This window comes from Cedecea selenatireducens (genome assembly GCF_042138895.1).
GTDB lineage: Bacteria > Pseudomonadota > Gammaproteobacteria > Enterobacterales > Enterobacteriaceae > Cedecea > Cedecea selenatireducens.
Genome location: NZ_JBHIKW010000011.1, coordinates 24,486 through 45,291 on the forward strand (window position 1 = coordinate 24,486; position 20,806 = coordinate 45,291).

Annotated in this window: 21 protein-coding genes; 8 read left to right on the forward strand and 13 right to left on the reverse strand. The window is 57.3% G+C overall.

The features are described 5' to 3' along the window. Positions 1–13 precede the first annotated feature (13 nt). Together ACE38U_RS17080 and gapA are read right to left on the reverse strand one after the other, a co-directional pair. Positions 14–904 carry a D-hexose-6-phosphate mutarotase gene (locus ACE38U_RS17080; protein WP_375530198.1) on the reverse strand — a complete coding sequence of 297 codons (891 nt, stop codon included), beginning with the start codon at positions 902–904 and terminating at the stop codon, positions 14–16. Between the two features lie 237 nt (positions 905–1,141). Beyond that, a complete protein-coding gene (gene gapA, locus ACE38U_RS17085; RefSeq protein ID WP_016535960.1) occupies positions 1,142–2,137 on the reverse strand; it encodes a glyceraldehyde-3-phosphate dehydrogenase in 996 nt (331 codons plus the stop codon). Positions 2,138–2,481: 344 nt separating this feature from the next. Here gapA and msrB point away from each other — a divergent pair, with 344 nt between their 5' ends. Together msrB and ACE38U_RS17095 are read left to right on the forward strand one after the other, a co-directional pair. Next, positions 2,482–2,895 (forward strand): peptide-methionine (R)-S-oxide reductase MsrB, encoded by a 414-nt coding sequence (msrB, locus tag ACE38U_RS17090; RefSeq protein WP_038473445.1) that lies wholly within the window; start codon positions 2,482–2,484, stop codon positions 2,893–2,895. 39 nt (positions 2,896–2,934) lie between these two features. Further along, the gene (locus ACE38U_RS17095; RefSeq protein WP_375530199.1) at positions 2,935–3,216 is read left to right on the forward strand and encodes a YeaC family protein; all 282 of its coding nucleotides are present in this window, start codon (positions 2,935–2,937) and stop codon (positions 3,214–3,216) included. A gap of 49 nt (positions 3,217–3,265) precedes the next feature. Here ACE38U_RS17095 and chiD read toward each other — a convergent pair whose 3' ends face one another. The 4 genes from chiD to sppA all read right to left on the reverse strand — a co-directional run bounded on the left by chiD (position 3,266) and on the right by sppA (position 8,373). Beyond that, positions 3,266–4,540: a chitinase ChiD gene (gene chiD / locus ACE38U_RS17100; RefSeq protein ID WP_375530200.1), complete on the reverse strand. Its 1,275-nt coding sequence runs from the start codon at positions 4,538–4,540 to the stop codon at positions 3,266–3,268. Between the two features lie 222 nt (positions 4,541–4,762). After that, the gene (pncA, locus tag ACE38U_RS17105; protein WP_375530201.1) at positions 4,763–5,398 is read right to left on the reverse strand and encodes a bifunctional nicotinamidase/pyrazinamidase; all 636 of its coding nucleotides are present in this window, start codon (positions 5,396–5,398) and stop codon (positions 4,763–4,765) included. Between the two features lie 10 nt (positions 5,399–5,408). Beyond that, positions 5,409–6,425, reverse strand: coding sequence for an asparaginase (ansA, locus tag ACE38U_RS17110; RefSeq protein WP_038473434.1), 1,017 nt, complete (start codon positions 6,423–6,425; stop codon positions 5,409–5,411). A 97-nt stretch (positions 6,426–6,522) separates the two neighbouring features. Then, positions 6,523–8,373: a signal peptide peptidase SppA gene (sppA, locus tag ACE38U_RS17115; RefSeq protein ID WP_176982392.1), complete on the reverse strand. Its 1,851-nt coding sequence runs from the start codon at positions 8,371–8,373 to the stop codon at positions 6,523–6,525. A 231-nt stretch (positions 8,374–8,604) separates the two neighbouring features. On the opposite strand from sppA, the gene ACE38U_RS17120 reads away from it, so the two are divergent. Beyond that, complete coding sequence (locus ACE38U_RS17120; RefSeq protein WP_176982393.1) at positions 8,605–9,156, forward strand: NAD(P)H nitroreductase; 552 nt, start codon at positions 8,605–8,607, stop codon at positions 9,154–9,156. A gap of 46 nt (positions 9,157–9,202) precedes the next feature. Here the strand turns inward: ACE38U_RS17120 and phoC are convergent, their stop codons facing one another. Beyond that, positions 9,203–9,952, reverse strand: a complete 750-nt coding sequence (phoC, locus tag ACE38U_RS17125) for an acid phosphatase PhoC (RefSeq protein WP_375530202.1) — start codon at positions 9,950–9,952, stop codon at positions 9,203–9,205. A 262-nt stretch (positions 9,953–10,214) separates the two neighbouring features. On the opposite strand from phoC, the gene selD reads away from it, so the two are divergent. Genes selD through ACE38U_RS17140 form a run of 3 tightly spaced genes read left to right on the forward strand, consistent with a single transcriptional unit; the run spans position 10,215 to position 13,459 of the window. Continuing rightward, positions 10,215–11,255 (forward strand): selenide, water dikinase SelD, encoded by a 1,041-nt coding sequence (gene selD / locus ACE38U_RS17130; RefSeq protein ID WP_176982395.1) that lies wholly within the window; start codon positions 10,215–10,217, stop codon positions 11,253–11,255. Between the two features lie 4 nt (positions 11,256–11,259). Beyond that, complete coding sequence (locus tag ACE38U_RS17135) at positions 11,260–13,257, forward strand: DNA topoisomerase III (RefSeq protein ID WP_038473424.1); 1,998 nt, start codon at positions 11,260–11,262, stop codon at positions 13,255–13,257. Continuing rightward, positions 13,172–13,459, forward strand: a complete 288-nt coding sequence (locus tag ACE38U_RS17140; RefSeq protein ID WP_375530245.1) for a YnjH family protein — start codon at positions 13,172–13,174, stop codon at positions 13,457–13,459. The genes ACE38U_RS17135 and ACE38U_RS17140 overlap by 86 nt, the downstream gene beginning before the upstream one ends. Here ACE38U_RS17140 and ACE38U_RS17145 read toward each other — a convergent pair. Further along, positions 13,425–13,835, reverse strand: coding sequence for a pyrimidine (deoxy)nucleoside triphosphate diphosphatase (locus ACE38U_RS17145; protein ID WP_375530203.1), 411 nt, complete (start codon positions 13,833–13,835; stop codon positions 13,425–13,427). The two genes, ACE38U_RS17140 and ACE38U_RS17145, sit on opposite strands and share 35 nt — an antisense overlap. Positions 13,836–13,908: 73 nt before the next feature. Between ACE38U_RS17145 and ACE38U_RS17150 the strand changes: the two genes are divergently transcribed. Both ACE38U_RS17150 and ACE38U_RS17155 read left to right on the forward strand, forming a co-directional pair. After that, positions 13,909–14,472 carry a carboxymuconolactone decarboxylase family protein gene (locus ACE38U_RS17150; RefSeq protein ID WP_375530204.1) on the forward strand — a complete coding sequence of 188 codons (564 nt, stop codon included), beginning with the start codon at positions 13,909–13,911 and terminating at the stop codon, positions 14,470–14,472. After that, a complete protein-coding gene (locus ACE38U_RS17155) occupies positions 14,473–15,099 on the forward strand; it encodes a CDP-alcohol phosphatidyltransferase family protein (RefSeq protein WP_375530205.1) in 627 nt (208 codons plus the stop codon). Positions 15,100–15,169: 70 nt separating this feature from the next. Here the strand turns inward: ACE38U_RS17155 and ACE38U_RS17160 are convergent, their stop codons facing one another. The 5 genes from ACE38U_RS17160 to ACE38U_RS17180 form a co-directional block, all read right to left on the reverse strand. Next, a complete protein-coding gene (locus ACE38U_RS17160; protein ID WP_375530206.1) occupies positions 15,170–16,459 on the reverse strand; it encodes a rhodanese-like domain-containing protein in 1,290 nt (429 codons plus the stop codon). Positions 16,460–16,543: 84 nt separating this feature from the next. Next, positions 16,544–17,167, reverse strand: a complete 624-nt coding sequence (locus tag ACE38U_RS17165) for an ATP-binding cassette domain-containing protein (RefSeq protein ID WP_375530207.1) — start codon at positions 17,165–17,167, stop codon at positions 16,544–16,546. Continuing rightward, on the reverse strand, positions 17,167–18,741 hold the full coding sequence (locus tag ACE38U_RS17170; protein ID WP_375530208.1) for an ABC transporter permease: 1,575 nt from the start codon (positions 18,739–18,741) through the stop codon (positions 17,167–17,169). The genes ACE38U_RS17165 and ACE38U_RS17170 overlap by 1 nt, the downstream gene beginning before the upstream one ends. Further along, positions 18,738–19,907: an ABC transporter substrate-binding protein gene (locus tag ACE38U_RS17175; RefSeq protein ID WP_375530246.1), complete on the reverse strand. Its 1,170-nt coding sequence runs from the start codon at positions 19,905–19,907 to the stop codon at positions 18,738–18,740. Before ACE38U_RS17175 ends, ACE38U_RS17170 begins: the two co-directional genes overlap by 4 nt. Positions 19,908–19,946: 39 nt before the next feature. Further along, positions 19,947–20,609 carry a TVP38/TMEM64 family protein gene (locus ACE38U_RS17180; RefSeq protein ID WP_038473402.1) on the reverse strand — a complete coding sequence of 221 codons (663 nt, stop codon included), beginning with the start codon at positions 20,607–20,609 and terminating at the stop codon, positions 19,947–19,949. Positions 20,610–20,806: the final 197 nt, after the last annotated feature.

The window sequence follows — 20,806 nt, forward strand, 5'->3', positions numbered from 1 at the left end:
GGGTGAAACTCGCTTAGCCTTTTTTCGCCACGCTGATGGTCTGGCTCAGGCGGGTTGGTTTCTCCGCGCTGGCTTTCTGCTTTTTAGACGCGCAGGCGGTTTCCACACAGACGAAGGTTTTGTAGCCGTCATCCGGCATATCGCCCATCGAAACGGACAGGGCAGGGCCCGGGTTCCAGCCCACGACGTTGAAATGGTGATGATGAACCACATTTAGCGTGCGTTTCAGGCTGCTTGCATCGTGAATGACGCTGCACTCTTCCGGCTCCAGGTAGAGGCGATCGGTCCGGTCCGGGAAGGTCTGCACGCCGTCGGTAAGCTGGCCCGCCGCTTCATTCAGCACTTTGTCGATGTACGGATTGCCGAGGCCGCTGACTTTCACCTCCGCGATGTCGCCGACGTTGAAATAGGTGTGCAGGGCAGACGTGGTTTCGAACTCACCGTGGGCTTCCAGCTCAATCTCGCAGGTTTTCCCCAGCTTGAAGCGGGCATACAGCGTGAACTCATGCGGCCACAGCTTCAGCGTTTCTTCGTTGTTATGCAGCTCAAAGGTCAGGACCACGCCGTTGGCGTCTTCGTTGTGAGCGCTCAGCGTCCACGGCAGGTTACGGGCAAAGCCGTGAGCCGGAAGGCCAGCCTGTTCCGCCGGGCCAAACCATGGCCAGCAAATCGGTACGCCGCCGCGCAGCGCTTTTCCTTTATGGAAAGGCGTAATGTCGCTCAGCCACAGCACTTCATCTTCACCGGCGGGCTGCCAGGAGAGCAGGTGAGCACCCTGGAGCGCGAAAGAAGCACGCACCTGCGGGTGATCGACCACGATGACGTCCAGCTCATCGTTTACGCGGCGGGTCAGGGAAGGGGTAATTTGTTCGACGACCGGAAGTGCAAAAATTTTATTAATCATTTCTTATTTCCTCAGTCCTGGGTCTTTAAGGCAAAAAAAAGAGCGACCGAAGTCGCCCTTTCAGATTGATGACAGGCAGCCAAAAAACGTGGTTTTCGGCTGCCTGGGGCAAACCAGAGAACATCATTTGTTTTTATATCAATGCTCAGACTTTTTTTAAGGATAATGACGCTTTGTCAGCAGCCTTAAAAAAAGGGCGACCGAAGTCGCCCTTTAGGATCAGGTTCTCATCTCAACTTATTTGGAGATGTGAGCAATCAGATCCAGTACTTTGTTGGAGTAGCCAGTTTCGTTGTCGTACCAGGAAACCAGTTTCACAAAGTTGTCGTTCAGTGCGATACCAGCTTTAGCATCGAACACGGAAGTGCAGATTTCGCCGTTGAAGTCGGTAGAAACTACGTCATCTTCGGTGTAGCCCAGAACACCTTTCATGGTGGTTTCTGAAGCAGTTTTGATTGCTGCTTTGATCTGCTCGTAAGTTGCTGGTTTTTCCAGACGAACGGTCAGGTCAACAACGGATACGTTAGGGGTAGGAACGCGGAACGCCATACCGGTAATTTTACCGTTCAGCTCTGGCAGAACAACGCCTACTGCTTTAGCAGCACCGGTAGAAGAAGGGATGATGTTCTGAGCTGCGCCGCGGCCGCCGCGCCAGTCTTTGTGAGACGGGCCATCAACGGTTTTCTGAGTAGCGGTGGTAGCGTGAACGGTGGTCATCAGGCCTTCAACGATACCGAAGTTGTCGTTGATAACTTTAGCCAGTGGTGCCAGGCAGTTGGTGGTGCAGGATGCGTTGGAAACGATGTCCTGGCCAGCATATTTTTCAAAGTTAGCGCCTTTAACGAACATAGGCGTTTTGTCTTTGGATGGACCAGTCAGAACCACTTTTTTCGCGCCAGCAGCGATGTGCTTACGAGCGGTTTCGTCAGTCAGGAACAGACCTGTTGCTTCAGCAACAACGTCAACGTTCACTTCGTTCCACTTCAGGTTAGCCGGGTCACGTTCTGCGGTAACACGGATAGTTTTACCGTTAACAACCAGGTGGCCGTCTTTAACTTCTACAGTACCGTTGAAACGACCGTGAGTTGAGTCGTACTTCAGCATGTAAGCCATATAGTCAGCGTCTAACAGGTCGTTGATTGCAACGATTTCGATGTCAGAACGTTCCTGAGCAGCACGGAAAACGATACGGCCGATACGACCAAAACCGTTGATACCTACTTTGATAGTCATAGTATTCCACCAGCTATTTTTTAGTGAATAAAAGGTTGGCTGTAAAATTACAAAAACCTTACGCAGCGTCAAGCGGAATCGTGTCAATCATTGCGACAAATCAATCCTGTGAACAGGGTTTGTACGACTGAACGCCTCACGCTTCCTTTTGGGCTTAAATCCAAATGGGGACGATGCGGGGGATTTTAAACGCCAGTTCAAGCAATAATGTGATTCACGTCACGCTTTGTGCCGTGCCAGAATTTCAGGGCTAAGTTTAGAACAAAAACCAGCACGGTGTTGTTAATTTTTTGTTAGAATGGTGCCGTGAGCTGTCCCAATTGAACTGACCGAGATGTACGCCTATGTCTAATCAATTACCCCCTGATTCAAATAAGAAAAACCTCAGCGAAATGCAATATTATGTGACCCAGAAGCACGGTACTGAACCGCCGTATTCCGGGCGTCTGCTGCATAACAAGCGCGACGGGATTTATCACTGCCTGGTGTGCGACGCGCCGCTGTTTCTTTCGGAAAGCAAATACGACTCAGGCTGCGGCTGGCCTAGCTTCTACGAGCCTGTCGGCCCCGACGCCATTCGCTATCTGACCGACAATTCCCACGGTATGGAACGCGTTGAAATTCGCTGCGGCAGCTGTGATGCGCACCTGGGACATGTGTTCCCGGACGGCCCTCAGCCCACCGGCGAGCGTTATTGCGTCAACTCGGCTTCCCTGAGCTTCACCGACGGGCAAAATGGCGATCAGGTTGATGGTTGAAAAATCGATTCAGCTAATTATTCCTCGACGGAGCGTAACATGAGCAATCTGGATGAGATGTTGAGCGTGATGACGCCTGAGATTTATCAGCGTCTGGCGACGGCTGTCGAACTGGGGAAATGGCCCGACGGCGTGGCGTTAACCCCGGAGCAGAAGGACAATAGCCTGCAGCTGGTGATGCTGTGGCAGGCGCGCCACAACACGGATGCGCAGCACATGACCATCGACACCAACGGCCAGATGGTGATGAAGAGCAAGCAGCAGCTGAAAGCGGAGTTTGGCATCGAACCCGCGCCGTTTGTGACCATGAAGCTGCAGTAAGTAAAAAGGGAGACTCGCTGGTCTCCCTTATTTTTTATCGTGTTACTGATTATTTAGCGTGGTCAATGCCCAGCGACTCGGCGAGCTGCTTCGCCAGCTGATTGTTGTCATCCGCGCCATACTCCCAGAACATCGCGCCGCCCAGGCCTTTCTCCTTGATGTACTCGGCTTTGATCTTCACCGAGCGCGGGTTCTCGTAAGAAATCGCGAACAGCGGTTTACCTTCAGCAGACTTCAGCGTCAGGTAAGGCACCTTCGCGTCCTCATCCCACTCTTCGGTAAAGCGCTTCTGCGGATCGTTCAGCATTTTCTTCACAAGGTCGTTGTATTTGACGTAGGTGTCTTTGGTCAGATCTACGCCCAGCGCGGTTTTAAACAGCGCCAGCTCACGTTCGCCGAAGTACGGCTGCGTCACCGGGTTTTTCTGTGCGTCAGGTTTTGACCAGTCGATACCTGGCTCAACGGCGCGCTTAGGCACGCGGCCATAGAAGCCGATGCCGAGGTTCATCTGCTGCGGCTTCAGCCCGGCGGCGAGATAGTTATTCACCACGAAGTCAGCGCTGTACTTGTCGGCTTCGGCCACGGTAGGCCATTTTTTCGAATCGTACAGGTTGGCGTTGAAGTACTGAGTGCCGTACGCCATGTCGTAGGTCATCAGGTTGATGTAGTTCAGCACCGGCGCGATGGCCTTCACGTCAACCCAGCTTTTCGGGCTTTCGGCGTTGGCCCCGACGGCGATGGTCACCAGTTTTTTATCGCCGACGGCTTTACGCAGCTCTTTCAGCAGGGCGGTGAAGTTGTCGCGGTCAGCGTCCAGCTTATCTACCAGCCCCCATGCGCCGTTCACCGGGAACTCCCAGTCGAGATCGATCCCGTCCAGGCCATATTTATCCATCACTTCCTGCACGGAGCGGATAAACACCGCGCGATTCTCTGGCGTTGCCGCTGCGGCAGAGAAACCACGCGCACCCCAGCCGCCCACGGACAGCAAAATTTTCAGCTGCGGGTTCTGTTTGCGCAGCGTCGGGAGGGTTTCGAGGTCAGAGATGACTTTCGGAGAAAGGTAGATCTGGTGAAGTTTTGACGAGTCCTTCAGGGCTTCGTTGGTTTCGGCTTTTTCGTCGTTATAAATCAGGCCAAAGGAGTAGTTGAGGTGGGTTATCTGGCGGACATCAAGCTTATTGATATCCCCACCGGGCCCGGCTGTGACGTCGCCGCCGCCGTTGAAGTAACCCACGGAAAGCAAAGATTCAGCCTGCGCAACGCCGCTGCAGGCTAGCGTCACCGCGGCCACCAGCGGTAACATTTTACGTGTGAATGACATAATGATTCCTCTTTGACGGGCACAACATAAAAGCTCCCCGGCCACGCATAACTGACGAAAACGGCGGAAAGCGAAATCAGCTAAAGTGCTGAATAAATTCATTGAATGTGATTATGAGAGCGCTCCCAGGCGAGGGCGAGCAAAAAAAGCGTAGATTGTGAGCGGAATCGATACAAAAGTGCGGGGCGGGTGGCCGCCCCTACAATTATTGGCAGGTAAAATCTACTGGCAGGTAAAGTCGGCGAGGGTCACCGGCGTGGCGCCGGCGACGGCCATCTCCTGAAACGCCAGCAGGCTGTTCTGCGGCTGCAGGTTTACGCCGCGACAGCCGTCGGTGATAACGGTCACCTCATAACCCAGCTGAAGGGCATCCAGCACGGTAAACTTCACGCAGTAATCCGTGGCCAGCCCCAGCACAACAAGGTGATGAATGCCGTGTTCGTGCAGCCAGCCATCAAGGTCGGTCTTTTGCCGGTGCTCGTTGTCAAAAAACGCGCTGTAGCTGTCGATAGCCGGATTCTGGCCTTTGTAGACGATTTTATCGATGCCTGAGGCATTCAGCAGCGGATGAAGTTTTGCGCCTTCGCTGTCCTGCACGCAGTGATCGGGCCACAAGGTTTGCGCCAACCCGTCGAGAGTCCCTTGTGAAAAAGGTTCTGCGCCCTGCACGCTGGCGAAGCTGCCGTGCCCGGCCGGGTGCCAGTCCTGGCTCGCTATCACGCTCTCACCACGCGCTTTAAACAGCCCGATAAGCTCATTCGCCACGTCAACCGTGCTGTCGCCCTCCGGGACGGCAAGCGTGCCACCGGCACAAAAATCGTTCTGCAAATCAATCAACAGCAAAGCACGTTGCGCCATTGGCGTTTCCTTATTCGTCGGGAGTGAGTTCACCACGCAGGTTATGCGACATCGCATCACGAATCGCCTGGGCGTCCAGGCCCTGGCTCAGCAGATAGTGAAGCTTGGTTAGCGTGGCTTCCACCGTCATATCGAACCCGCTGATAACGCCGGCCTGTGCCAGCGCGTTGCCCGTGGCGTAACCACCCATGTTCACTTTGCCGGACATGCACTGCGTGAGGTTAACCACCACGATGCCGCGCGCGCTCGCTTCCTGCAACTCTTTAATGAACGCGCCCTGCTGTGGGGCATTGCCCACGCCGTAGGATCGCAGGATCAGGGCTTTTACCGGCTGGCGCAGGAAGTTGCCTACCACATCGGCAGAAATTCCAGGATAGATAGTCACCACGCCAATCGGCTGCGGTGTGATCGGGTGGACAATCAGCTCGCCTTCACCGTGCGGGGCGGGTGGCGTGTTCAGCTTGCGGATGTGGATCCCGGCTTCCAGCAGCGGCGCAAGGTTAGGGGAAGCAAAGGCGTCAAAGCCGTCGGCATGGGCCTTGGTGGTGCGGTTCCCACGGTACAGACGGTTGTTGAAGAACAGCGTGACTTCGTTGATGGGGTAATTGGCCGCCACGTACAGCGAATTGAGCAGATTTATTTGCCCGTCAGAGCGTAGCTCCGCCAGCGGGATCTGAGAGCCGGTGACGATAACCGGTTTGCTGAGGTTCTCCAGCATGAAGGAGAGGGCCGAGGCGGTAAACGCCATGGTATCCGTGCCGTGCAGGATCACAAAGCCGTCGTATTCGTCGTAATGGGCCTTAATGTCGTCGGCAATGTGCTGCCAGTCTTCGGGCGTCATGTCCGAAGAGTCCATCAGCGGCTCGTACTCGTGGATCGTGAAGTCCGGCATTTCCGGGCGATGGAACTCGGGCATCAGTGCCAGCTGGCGCTGCAGGTGGCCGGAAACGGGAATATAGCCGTGCTCGGAACGCTGCATCCCGATGGTACCGCCGGTGTAGGCAACGTAGATGGATTTCTTTGGCATAGTTTTGCTCAACGCTTACTGTATTTGCGGCAGAGTATAGAGAGGATGACGGAAAAAAAAAGCCCGGTTTAACCGGGCTTTGCTTCATTGGAGTAAATTAACGCACGTCGCCGCAGGTCAGGCAGAAGGCGTAACGGTTTTGCGGATCGTTCATGGTGCCGAACTTGTCATTCTGAGCTTTGACCGCCAGCGCGGCGTCGGCCAGCGGGGCTGGCAGATAAGCCTGAATAGCCTGCGGCAGCGCAGCGCGGACGGAACCGGTCATGGCGTTAAAGACCATGTCGGTGAAGGTCGCGTCATCCTGCCAGAACGCCAGGTGCCAGCTCTTTAGCTTCGCCAGCTCGGCGGCTTTGGCGACGGCATCGTCAAAGTCACCCAGGCTGTCTACCAGGCCGTTAGCCTTCGCATCTTCGCCGGTCCAGACGTGGCCCTGGGCAATCTGGTCGATTTGCTCAGGCGTCTTGTTACGGGACGCTGCCACCAGGCCGATAAAACGCTTGTAGCCGTTGTCGATGCTGAGCTGCATCATCTGCTGAACTTCCGGCGGCAGCTTTTTGGTCACGGCCACGTCAGCCAGCGGCGACGTTGACACGCCGTCGGTATGTACGCCAATCGCATCAAGCGTATTTTCTACGGTGTTAATGACGCCGAAAATACCAATCGAGCCGGTCAGGGTGCTTGGGTTGGCGATGATGTAGTTCGCCGGGGTGGAAATCCAGTAGCCGCCGGATGCCGCCATGCCGCCCATCGACACCACGATAGGTTTCCCGGCCTCACGTGCGGCAACCAGCTCTTCACGAATCGTTTCCGAAGCGGTCACGCTGCCGCCAGGGCTGTTCACGCGCAAGACGATAGCTTTCACCTTCGGATCCAGACGCGCTTCACGAATCTGCATCGCCGTAGTGTCGCCGCCGACCTGGCCCGGGGTTTCTTCGCCGTCCATGATGGCGCCGTTGGCGAAGATAACCGCGATGGCGTCACCTTGTTCAGCCGGTTTTTTCACGCTGTAGTCGTAGATACTGGTGTAGCTGAAATCTTTGTTCGCCTTGCTCCAGCCGAACTGTTTCACCAGCGCCTTATCTACCACCGCGCTGCTTGCCAGCTCGTCGACCAGCTTGTTGTCCAGGGCATATTTCGCGGTATCGCCACCCAGTTTTTGCAGGTTATCCAACAGCGCCTGAGCGCCAGGGAACGCCTGCTGAGCGGTTATCTGGCGGTTGGCCGCGATGGTATTCAGGTAGTTTTGCCACAGCTCGCCAATCCAGCGGCCGTCCGCATCGCGCGCGGCAGGGGACATATCGTCGCGGATATACGGCTCGACGGCAGACTTATAGGTGCCGACGCGGAAGACGTGAGTAGAAACCTTCAGCTTATCCAGCAGGGTTTTGTAATACAGGGCGTTGGTGGCGAAACCGTGCAGGTCAACCATGCCCTGCGGCGAGAGCCAAATCTTGTTGGCAAAGCTCGCCAGATAGTACTGGCTCTGGTTGTAGCTGTCGCCCATGGCATAAACCGGCTTGCCGCCGTCGCGGAACTCGCGCAGCGCTTTGCCGATGTACTGCATGGACGGCTGATCGCCCCCGGCGAAATCTTTCAGGTCCAGCACGATGCCGGTGATATTGCGGTCCTCCTTCGCCTGACGAATAGCGTCGACGATATCAAACAGCGAGTTTTCCTGCAGGCGATCGGAGCTGGCGCCCACCAGCTGACGGCCAATCACGCCCAGCTTATTGCTGACCGACGGTTTGTCGACCACCACGCCGGTGATGTCCAACAGCAGCGCACCGCGCACAGGCTCTGCTGGCGTGCTTTTTACCTGCATCCAGATACCAACCCCGACCAGGATCAGCAGGATCAGGAACAAGTTGAGAATGAATTCCCGAATAAAGTTAAGCAGACGCCAGGTCCACTTAAAAAAGCCGCTAATAAATCGCCCAATGGTGCGCATGTTTTCTCCATAACCTTCAATAGGGGTATTACCCGCACGCCGCAATGAGCTGGCTAAAGCGGCGAAAGTAAAGGCTATCCTAAAGAGAGGGCGAGGAAATGTCAGCAGGAAATCGGGGCGACGCTGTAACAAAAACTACGGCTGTGTTAATTTTGTGAATGAAAATCATTTAACGGGCTGGGGCAACCTCCGCGCTTCGCCAGCTATTTCCTGTAAGTAAGGGGCTTTAAAATGGATGCACTTGAACTTTTGATTAACCGCCGCAGCGCGTCCCGCCTGGCCGAACCCGCCCCGGCAGGTGAAGTGCTGGAGAATATCCTGCGCGCCGGTATGCGCGCCCCGGACCACGGTACGCTCCAGCCGTGGCGCTTCATCGTTATCGAAGGCGAAGGCCGTGAGCGCTTTGCCCAACTGCTGGAAAAAGCGGCACTTGCCGCCGGCATGGATGAAAAGAGCGTTGAGAAGGCGCGAACTTCACCGTTCCGCGCCCCGCAAATCATCGCCGTCGTCGCGCATTGCGATGTTAATCACAAAGTGCCTGTGTGGGAGCAGGTGGTTTCCGCAGGCTGTGCGGTGATGGCAATGCAGATGGCGGCGGTTGCCCAGGGTTTTAACGGCATCTGGCGCAGCGGCGCATGGACCGAAAACGACATGGTTCGTGAAGGGCTGGGCGGCCGTGAGCAGGATAAAGTGGTGGGCTTCCTTTATCTCGGTACCCCGCAGCTTAAAGCTTCCACGACCATTAGTACCCCGGACACGTCAGCGTTCGTGTCTCGCTTCTGATTGAGCGTTATCCTGCCGGGCATCTACCCGGCAGGGATTTCACTTCTTATTTCTTCTGCTGTGTCGCAAACTCGTCTTTAGCTTTCTGCAGCTGCTGCTGGAAAGCCGCGTTGGTATGCAGCGTGGCCACTACGGCGGAGCCCACGACGCGCGCGGCGTCAATATCGCTCTGCCAGTGGTAGCCGCAAATCACCCGGCTTTGGCCCAGCTCGAACCCACGCTTCAGGATGTCGTTCTGACGCTGCGGGTTGATCTCAGCCAGCACCAGCGCGGTTGCCCAGCCAATTGAAGTATGCCCGGAAGGATAAGAGCCGTTTTTCGACAGCTTGTCCTGCTCTTTGGTATTGCAGGTCGGCACGCCGTAGAAGGCAAACGGGCGAATTCGCATGTACTTTTCTTTCGCGCCGCGAGTGGCGAGGTCACCTGCATCCTCAATCATGTTGGTCAGCAGCTTATGCAGCTCGGGCGAATCTTTTTCGGTAATCGGCGACCCAAACGCGCCGGAGAAGGCGTTAGCCACGCCGCCGCCGCTCAGGTTGGCATCTTCCTCGGCTAACTTGCCGCGTTCGGTCGAGCGCAGCAGGCGGCCTTTCTCATACATCGCCTGGTCATTTAAGAACGCAATGCTGCCGATTTCCGGCGGAGGTGGCAGCAGCGCCAGGCTGTCGATGGCCTGAGCGTTGGTCAGGTAATAGAGATCGGGTTTAGTGGTGGAATCATTTCCTGGCGGAGCGAGGGCAAAGGCCGCAGAGGAGAACAGGCCGGCAATACAGAAAGCCATTACGCGTTTTTTCATTGTTATTCCTTACAGGCGTGGGTTGTCCAGATAGTTGCCTGATGGTTGTAACATTTCTGTCATATTCGAGTAAAAGAGCGCATCGGCAAAATGCCGCCTGGCTTCACAAAACTTCCGCTTTGCCTGCATAGTGAGCAACGACACGCGATTTAGGACAGTCAGACTTACTACCGGGGCGTTTGAGCGCTACCATATACTCGTCATAGTTCAGGCTGCAGCTTGAATTATTTAGAGTAGAAATGCCTAACGACAGGAGATGTCCATGAAGCAAACCGTTCGTTTGACCCAGTACAGCCACGGCGCAGGATGCGGCTGCAAAATTTCCCCGAAGGTTTTAGAAACCATCTTGCACAGCGAGCAGGCGAAGTTTGTCGATCCGAATCTGCTGGTGGGGAACGAAACGCGCGATGACGCGGCGGTTTACGACCTGGGCAACGGCACCGGTATCATCAGCACCACCGACTTCTTCATGCCGATTGTGGACGATCCTTTCGACTTTGGCCGCATCGCGGCGACAAACGCCATCAGCGACATCTACGCGATGGGCGGCAAACCGATCATGGCGATCGCTATTCTCGGCTGGCCGATTAATACGCTGGCGCCGGAAATCGCCCGTGAAGTGATTGAGGGCGGGCGTTACGTCTGCCAGCAGGCTGGTATTTCGCTGGCCGGAGGCCACTCGATTGACGCCCCTGAACCTATTTTTGGCCTTGCCGTGACCGGCGTGGTGCCTACTGAGCGAGTGAAGAAAAACAGCTCCGCCGAAGCTGGCTGTAAGCTGTTCCTCACCAAACCACTCGGCATTGGCGTGCTGACCACCGCCGAGAAAAAATCATTGCTGAAGCCTGAGCACAAAGGCCTGGCGGCAGAAACCATGTGCCAGTTGAACAAAGTCGGCGCGGAATTTGCCGATATTACCGGCGTGACGGCGATGACCGACGTGACCGGTTTTGGCCTGCTTGGCCACCTGAGCGAAATGTGTGAAGGCGCGGGCGTTCAGGCGGAAGTGTGGTACGAATGCGTGCCGAAACTGCCGGGCGTTGAAAGCTACATTGAGCAGGGCTGCGTGCCGGGCGGCACCTCGCGCAACTTTGCAAGCTACGGCCAGCTTGTGGGCGAGATGCCGGAGGCATGGCGCAATCTGCTGTGCGATCCGCAAACTTCCGGCGGCCTGCTGCTGGCGGTGCGCGCTGACGCAGAAGCCGAAGTCTTCGCGGCTGCCGAGCGGAACGGGATTCAGCTCAGCCCAATCGGGGAACTCAGAGACGCTCGCGCGGGTCGCCCAATGATTGAGATTCGTTAAGTCGATGCGGCTGTTTATTGCGGAAAAACCAAGCCTCGCACGAGCGATTGCCGACGTGCTGCCTAAACCTCATCGCAGAGGCGACGGGTTCATTGAATGCGGCAACGGCCAGGTGGTGACCTGGTGTATAGGCCACCTGCTCGAGCAGGCGCAGCCGGACGCCTACGACGGGCGTTACGCCCGTTGGAACCTGGCGGACTTGCCCATTGTGCCGGAAAAATGGCAGCTACAGCCGCGCCCTTCGGTGACAAAACAGCTTAACGCCATTAAAAAGCTGCTGACTCAGGCCACCGAAGTAGTTCACGCCGGTGACCCGGATCGTGAAGGGCAACTGCTAGTGGATGAGGTGCTGGACTATCTCCAACTGGCACCTGAAAAACGCCAGCAGGTGCAGCGCTGCCTGATAAACGATCTCAACCCGCAGGCGGTGGAGCGGGCGATTTCCCGCCTCCGTGCCAACAGTGAATTTATTCCGCTTTGCGTTTCAGCCCTGGCCCGCGCCCGCGCCGACTGGCTTTACGGGATTAACATGACCCGCGCCTACACCATTCTCGGGCGCAATGCGGGCTACCAGGGCGTGCTCTCCGTTGGCCGCGTACAGACGCCGGTACTGGGCCTGGTGGTACGCCGCGATGAAGAGATCGAGAACTTCGTCGCCAAAGATTATTTTGAAGTGAAAGCTCATATCGTGACGCCTGCCGACGAGCGATTTGTCGCCGTATGGCAACCCAGCGAATCCTGCGAGCCGCATCAGGACGAAGAAGGACGCCTGCTGAACCGCAAGCTGGCAGAGCACGTGGTGGCGCGTATCAACGGCCACCCTGCGCTGGTGACCGCCTATAACGATAAACGGGAATCGGAAATCGCACCGCTGCCGTTTTCGCTGTCGAGCCTGCAAATTGAAGCGGCAAAACGCTTTGGGCTGAGCGCCCAGAACGTGCTGGATATCTGCCAGAAGCTGTACGAAACCCACAAGCTGATTACCTACCCGCGTTCCGACTGCCGCTACCTGCCCGAAGAGCATTTTGCCGGGCGCCATGCGGTTTTGAACGCTATCAGCGTGCATCAGCCGGATTTACTGCCGCAGCCCGCGGTAGATGCCGACCTGCGTAATCGCTGCTGGGATGACAAAAAAGTCGACGCGCACCACGCCATAATTCCTACCGCCCGCAGCTCTTCTATTTCATTAAGTGAAAATGAGGCTAAAGTTTATGGCCTGATCGCCCGTCAATACTTAATGCAGTTCTGCGCCGATGCGGTGTTCCGCAAATGCACCATCGATCTGGATATCGCCGGAGGCAAATTTATTGCCAAAGCGCGTTTCCTTGCGGAAGCAGGCTGGCGCACGCTGCTGGGCAACAAAGAGCGTGATGAAGAGAACGACGGCACCCCGCTGCCGGTGGTGGCGAAGGGTGACGAACTGCTGTGTGAGCACGGTGAAGTCGTGGAACGACAAACTCAGCCGCCGCGCCATTTTACGGACGCGACTTTGCTGTCGGCGATGACCGGGATTGCGCGCTTTGTGCAGGATAAAGATCTGAAAAAGATCCTGCGCGCGACGGACGGATTAGGCACCGAAGCAACGCGAGCCGGGATCATCGAACTGTTATTTAAACGCGCCTTCCTGGTCAAGAAAGGGCGCTATATTCATTCTACGGACGCCGGGCGGGCGCTGATCCACTCGCTGCCGGAACTGGCCGCAAGGCCGGATATGACCGCGCACTGGGAGTCGACGCTGACGCAAATCAGCGAAAAGCAGTGCCGCTATCAGGACTTTATGCAGCCGCTGGTGCAAACGCTTTATGACCTGATTCATCAGGCGCGAACCACGCCGGTGCGCCACGCCTTTAAGGGCATCAAAGCCCAGGATGACGGAAAAAAAGCGAAACGTTGGGCCAAAAAAGAGGGAAGTGATGATGCCAGTAAAAAGCCTGCTCGCCGCCGCCGCCGCGATGCTAATGATGAGTCTGCCGGCGATGGCGGTTCAGCACCGTCAGCCTGACGTTGACGTGATGGTGCCGCCGGAAGTGTTTACCAACAGCAATCAGCCGCAGACGCCGCCCTGCAACCAGTGCTGTATTTATGAGAATAAAAACTACTCGGAAGGGGCGGTAGTGAAAAGCGAAGGTATTCTGCTGCAGTGCCAGCGCGATGAAAAAGTCTTAGGGACTAATCCGCTGGTCTGGCGTCGCGTGAAGCCATAAACGCTTCAAGCAGCGGGATATCCGCCGGGGCGAGGGCATAGCCAAACGCTTCCGGCGGCTCGCACCACGCCAGCTCGCTGTGGCAATGGGCGGTTAACTCGCCTTGAAATGTTGTGACGTGCCAGGCGTGCAAATTAATCATCCTGGCGGAAACCTCGCGCCGATGGCTGGCAACGTAGCCGCCGATTTGCGCCGTAATCCCCAGTTCTTCCCGTAACTCTCGCGCCAGCGCTTCCGGCTGCGTTTCTCCCGCTTCCACTTTCCCACCGGGAAACTCCCACAGGCCGGGCTGATCGCCTTCTTCCGGGCGGCGGGCCAGCAAAATTTTTCCTTCGCGCTCGATAATAGCCGCGACAACATCAAGGTTTTTTAGCATCGGTGTCCATTCTCCGTGGGGCAGGCGTGGCATAATAACCGCCATCACAGCCGATCAGAAGAGTGACTGAACAATGGAAACGAAACGCGCGCCCTGGATTGCGCCTTTGAAAACTTTGCCCAAAAGCCTGCGTCCGATTGTGGCGATGCAGGAAAAGCATTTTGGCGCTGTGCTGAACCCGACCCGCTGGTGGGGCAGGCTGCCCTATTTATTCTGGCTGGTGGCGCTATTTGTCGGTTTTCTGGAAAGACGTCGGGCAAAAATCGACCCGGTAACCCGCTCGCTGGTGATGACCAGGGTGTCGCAGCAGTGCAGCTGTGAATTTTGTATCGACGCGAACAGCCTGCGCCTGGCTGAACGCAGCGGGTCGATGGCGAAAGTTCTGGCGGTAGCCAACTGGCGCAGCGAACCGGGTTTCAGTGAGAAAGAGCAGGCCGCGCTGGCCTACGCCGAAGCGATGACCGCCACGCCGCCGCAGGTATCTGACGAACTCAAACAGACGCTTAAGCAGCATTTCAATGACCAGGCGATGACCGAGCTTACCGCCCTGATTGCTTTTCAAAATCTTTCTGCCCGCTTTAACGCCGCGCTGGATATCCCCTCTCAGGGGCTGTGCCCGACGAACGGGAAAAAATAAATGTTCGACAGCTATCTTCACCCGCGTATCAAACCCGCTCTTAACTGCCTCGCCGCCGCGCTGGACAAACCTGCCATCACGCCGGATCGCCTGACGCTGGCGGGCTTTGCCCTGGGCGTGCTGGCGCTGCCTTTTTTGGCGCTGCAGTGGTATAACCTGGCGCTGGTCGCGATTGTGCTTAACCGCCTGCTTGATGGCCTGGACGGCGCGCTGGCAAGGCGAAGAGGGTTAACCGATGCGGGCGGTTTTCTCGATATCGCGCTGGATTTTCTGTTTTACGCCCTCGTGCCGTTTGGTTTTATTCTCGCTGACCCCGCGCAAAATGCGCTCGCCGGCGCGTGGCTGCTGTTTTCGTTTATCGGCACCGGCAGCAGTTTTCTGGCGTTCGCTGCCCTGGCGCAGAAGCACGACATCGCCAACCCGGGCTATGCCCATAAGTCGTTTTACTACCTGGGCGGGCTGACCGAAGGTACCGAGACTATTCTGCTGTTTGTGTTGGGCTGCCTGTTCCCCGGCTGGTTTGCCTGGCTGGCGTGGATCTTCGGCGGGCTGTGCTGGCTGACGACGCTGAACCGCATCTGGGGCGGGTATAAGACGTTAAAACGGCTGGGGAAATCCGCAGATTAAGCCCCCTCACCCTAACCCTCTCCACTTTGGGGAGAGGGGCAGGGTGAGGGGCGTAATCCTCAATCCGGGATCAGTTTGGCTTGCGCTCGCCGCTCACCACAGGGTTCTTCGGATCGGCGCTCCATTCATACCAGCCGCCGTCGTACAGGCCGACGTTCTTCCAGCCCATGGCCCGCGCATACATCAGCGTTTCTGAGGCGCGCCAGCCTGTGCCACAGTAAAAGGCAACCTGCTGATCGGGAGTGATATTCCAGCTTTTCCACATGGCGGCGATATCGTCCCCGGTGCGCATGGTGCCGTCCGGGTTGTGGAAGTCTTCCATATGCGTGGAGTCAGATCCCGCGTGGCCCCAGCGAGCGCCCGCAATTTCGCCTTTGGGCTTGATGTAGCTGTAGCCGCTGGTGGTGCCGATAAACTCTGGCCAGGAACGAATGCTGACCAGAGAAGCATCTTTGCGGTGCAGCAGCGCCCGGGCCTGTTCCATGTCCAGCATCAGCTGCGGCCGGCCGGGGATTGTTGCGCCAAAATCGTCAGCCGGAGCAGGCTGTGGCGGCAGGCCACGCTCCACGGGCAGCTCAGACGCGCTCCAGGTTGCCCAGCCGCCGTCCAGCAGGCGTACATCTTTCACTCCGGCATACAGCATAATCGCCGCCACACGTGCCGCAGCATAGACGTCACGACCATACAAAATGACCGTAGTATCGTGCCGGATGCCGTGCTTCGCCAGCATGGCTTTCAGCTTGTCGTCGGACACTTTATTCCACAGCGGCTCGCTTTCAACTTCTTCGGTGTTGATGTAGCCCGCGCCGGGAATGTGGCTGAGAAGATATTTCTTCGGCGCGCCCCAGCCGGCTTCGATGACCTTCCAGTCGCCGGCAGGCGCGGCGGTAACCGGCTTTTTATTCTGTAAATCGTGGATCCACTGCGGGTAAACCAGCTGCTCAAAATGCGCCAGTTTCTGTAGACGGGAAGGATCCTGCAGCCCGTCTTTAAGCATTGAAACCTGAGTAAAGCCCAGCTTTTCTAAACGAGTCTTAACGGCCTGAGCGTCGTCGCCGTAGAGCGCAATCAGCCCGGTTTTATTTAATTGATGTTGTTTAGCCCACTCGCCAAGCTGCTCGTCGCTCATCAGCGTCAGCCACGAGGCAGAAAGGTTCAGCGCGGCGGGCTCATGGCCGCCGACGGTGTTCACGGCCTGCGGCCAGCCGTTGTAAAACGCGCTCGGACGGGTGTCGATCACCACGCCATTTTCGGCTTTTACGCTAGAAAGGTTCATTTCAGCAGGCATCGCGGCGGCAAAGGTGGCATGGGACAGCCCGGCAAGCAGCAGGGCGGTGGTTAACGGAGAAACACGTTTCATCTAATAACCTGAAGGATAGCAAAAGAGCCGCCAGTTTAGTCACCGTAGGTTCTGGCTTCTTTGCGATATCTCATGTTCGGTGGGCTAAAGCCAAATAACCTGGCTGCCAGCGGGAATATCCTGTTCATCGTGGGTTACCATGACCACCGGCAGCCCGAGCTGGTGGGTTTTTTGCCAGACAAATTCCCGGAAACTCTGGCGTAGCGGCAGATCCAGCCTGGAAAAAGGCTCATCCAGCAGTAAGGCTTCAGGCTCGGCAACCAGGGCGCGGAGCACGCTGATTCGCGCGCGCTCGCCGCCGGAAAGCGTCGCAGGATCTCTGCGTTCATAGTTTGCCAGCCCTGCATTTTTCAGCACCTCTGCGACAAGCCGCTGCCGCTGCGAGCGCCCCTTGATGTTGGCCGGAGCGGCCATCAGCAGGTTTTGCCCCACGTCGAGATGCGGGAACAGCAGGGCATCCTGAAACAGCATGCCGATGCGGCGCTGTTCAACGGGCAGCGATTCCAGACGGCGTTGGTTAAGCTCCAGCGTTCCGCCTGCGGTGAACGCTTCCGGCAAATCACCGATCGTCCAGTTCAAAAATGTTGATTTTCCCGCGCCAGATGGCCCCATCAGCGTCACTACGCCTCCGGGCGGAACGTCGAAGCTGATATTTTCCAGCAGCGGCTTGCCGTCGCGCAGTATTGAACAGTTCCTCACGCTGAGCATTAACATAATCCTTTTCTGTAGGCACCGGCCAGGCGGCTAAGCCAGGTCGTGATGATAAACATCCCCATCGGCAGCAGCGTTTGCAGCAGCGCCTGGAGGGCAAACTGCTGTGCATCTCCGCCGCTGCTGAGCGCTACGGCTTCCGTGGTCACGGTCGCAAAGCGGCCCGCTCCGGCATAAAGCGTAGGCAAATATTGCGCAATGCTCACCGAAAAACCAACCGCCATCGCCGCCAGCAGCGGGCGCACAAGCAGTGGGACTTTGGTGAGGCAGAGAATTTTTCCAGACGACCAGCCGAAAGTTTGCGCCGTGAGCACCAGGCGCGGATCGATTTGCTGCCAGGCGGGCTTCAGGATCAGCAGCGTATAGGGCACGACCCATAAAAGATGGCTCCAGATAAGCGCGAGCCATGTTCCTTCCAGCTCCAGCCTGAGCAGCAGCTGATACTGCCCGGCGGCCAGCGGTAGCGCGGGAAGCAAAAGCGGAAGAAAAAGCCAGCCATCGTAGCGGCGAGGGCAGCCCTGCAGCCAAAGCAGCACAATGGGCAGCGCGAGAAAGGCGCTGATAAGCCCCGCAATAAGGCCTGTCCAAAGCGGCGCAAGTTCTGCCTGCCGCCAGCCGCTAAGGGTAAAATTTTCCGGAAGCAGGGCGGGATAGAACCAGCCTTCAGCGAAGGACCAGATGGCGAGCATCAGGATAGCCGCGAGAGCAAGCAGTGAGAGCGCGCGGCTTATCCCTTCGCCCATAAAGATAATGCTCAGTTGATGACGTTTGCCTGAAAATTTTATGCTGCGCGGCTCGATCAGTTTCCACGTTACACGCCCGCCAATAACAATGCCTCCGAGCATCAGCAACAAGACGCCGGATGCGGCAAGCCCCATGTGCTGGCGGGAGATATCGCTGTCGGTTAGCCACTGCCAGGCCAGCACGGCAAACGTTGGTGGGTTACCGGGGCCCAGTATCAGCGCGGCGTCCACCACGGACAGGCTGTAGGCAACTATCGCCACCAGCGCCCAGCCCAGGCGAGGCAGAAGCTGCGGCACGAGCACAAACAGGCGAGATTGAAGCTCGCCGTAGCCGAGCGTTCTGGCGAGCGTTAGCTGTTGGCTCAGCCGTTCGCTTTGCAGCTGCGCGGCCGAGAACCACAGCAAGAACCAGGCTTCCTTCAACGCCAGCATAATCCCGAGGGCTACGCCGTAGCTATCCGGCGGCAGCGAGAGGTTAAGCAGGCGAGCCAGCCAGCCGCTGTCTGAAAATAGAAAGAAAAAGCCGCTGGCAAAGGCGACGTGCGGCAGAGCCAGCAGCAGCGGCAGACGCCGAAGATAGCGCTGCCAGCGCTCGCCGGGAAACAGGCCGCAGATAATTATCAACGTCAGCAGCAATGCGCCGCCGGCGCTGATAAGGGTTGATACCAGCGTGGCAAGTAAGGCTTCGGGCCACTGCGAGTCCTGCCAGAGGGCAAGCCAGGTTTCTCCGCTCAATAAGGGCGGAATCATCAGGGCGAGCCCCGGCAGCACGGGGATAAACACCAGGCCTGCCGCCAGCCATCCGGCTAGCGCAAAGCTGCGGCTCATCGGGAACCGTAGCGTTGCAGCCAGGCCTGTTCAATGGCGGTGACCCAGGCGGCGTGCGGTTCGGCAAGGAAGGGTACAGGGCGCTGACTTTTGGGCATCAGTTTCTGCAGCTGTACTTTTTGACGCTGGGGCAGCGCATCGCCGTTCAGCACGCTTGCATCTCCCCATACCGCCGGGTCAGCTTTGCGAATTTGCGCTGCCGGGGATATCAGGAAGTTGGCTACCACCTGCGCACCGGCTTTGGCGCTGCTGTTCGCCGGGATAGCCACAAAATGCACGTTACCCAGCATACCTTCCCGGAAGCCAAAGGAGATTGCCGACGCAGGAAGCTGGCGGCGGGCAATCAGATTGTCCACGTGCGCCGGATTGAACGTCATGGAAGCTAAGAGCTCGCCGTCGGCCAGCATGCGATCCATTCTCGCTGGCGTCGGCGGGAAGGCTTTGCCTTTCTGCCAAAGGTAAGGCTGCAGCTGGTCGAGATAGCGCCAGAGCGGGGCGGTAACCTGTTCAAAGCTCGCCGGGTTAGGCGCGGTTTTCAACGCCTCCGGCCGTTCGGTCAGCACAATCAGCAACTGCTCCAGAAACGCCGTGCCGGTAAAATCCGGCGGGCGCGGGTAGCTGAGCTTGCCGGGATTAGCCCTGGCGAACTCCAGTAGCTGCTGTGCATTCTGCGGGAACCCGGGCGTGCGTTGCTTATCGCCGATAAACATCAGCTGCGCGCTCCCCCAGGGCGCTTCCGCGCCGTTAACCGGCACCGAAAAATCCTCGCGCACCGGTTTATTAAGGTCGACATACCGCCAGTTTGGCAGGCTTTCGGCCCAACTTTCGCTGAGTAAACCCGCCTGCTTGAGCACGCTAAAGTTTTCGCCGTTGACCCAAAGCAGGTCTACCGAGCCGCCATTTTTTCGGCCCGCTGTCGCTTCGTTTTGAATACGCCTGACCGCATCGGCTGCGTCCGCCAGCTTCACAAGCTTGAGCGTCACGCCGTAGTGGGTTTTTACCTCCTGGCTGACCCAGGCAAGGTATGCGTTGACGGCTGGGTCGCCGCCCCAGGCGTTGAAGTAAACCGTCTGGCCGTTCGCCTGCTGGCGAATCTCCTGCCAGCTTTGGGCTTGTGCGACGGCGCTAAAGCCGACCAGCGACAGGGCAAACATCAGCGCCCGCATACCAGGAATAAAGCGTTGCAAGAGAGTGTCCTTAAAGCGTTATTTAGCGGTGAGCCTGACCAGCCAGCGCGAGGCCAGCGGCAGCAGCCCCAGCAGGGCAAACATCAGCATCATGCCGGGCGAGAGAATATCGCTCAGGCTTTGCAGCTGGCTCAACTGCCTGCCGGTGTTGATGTACACCACGATGGCGGGCAGCATGCCCAACAGGCTAATTACGGCATAGCGAACCACGCCCATCGGCGTCAGCCCCATTAATAAATTCACCAGCACGAACGGGAAGACCGGCGCGAGCCGCAGGGCAAAAAGGTAATGACCGCCGTCTCGCTGTACGCCCTGGTTCACCTTCTCCATCATGCGCGAGAAGCGGCGCTGCACCCAGTCCCGAAGCAGATAACGGCTGATGAGCATGGCCACAGTGGCGCCTCCGGTGGCAGCGACAGCAACCAGCAGCGTGCCCTGCACAAGACCAAACATCGCGCCGCCCAACAGCGTCAGCAATGTGGCACCCGGAATGGAAAAAGCCGCAGTAAGAAAATAGCAGAAGAAAAAAGCGCCTGCCGCCAACATGGGATGCTGTGCGTGCCAGTGAACAAGCTGTGCCTGAGAATGCTGAAGCGCCTGCAGGCTCAGGGTTCCCGGTGGCAGCAGGAAAAGAAAGAGCGCCACGGCTATCACCAGCAGGGCGAAGATTATCTTACGCACGCGTAATCCTTTTCTTTTGCTTGCCCATCGTCATGTCGATCCCACTTCCGTAAAGGCGTGGAGTATAGCGGAGGGGCAGCGACAGCGTGCTTGAGCCAGGTCATGAAGTGGATACAGGCTTATACATTTTGGCCCGAAGCTGGACACATGGCAGATACACGGCAGCGGTTAAATGGCGGCTCTTGCCACCCACGATT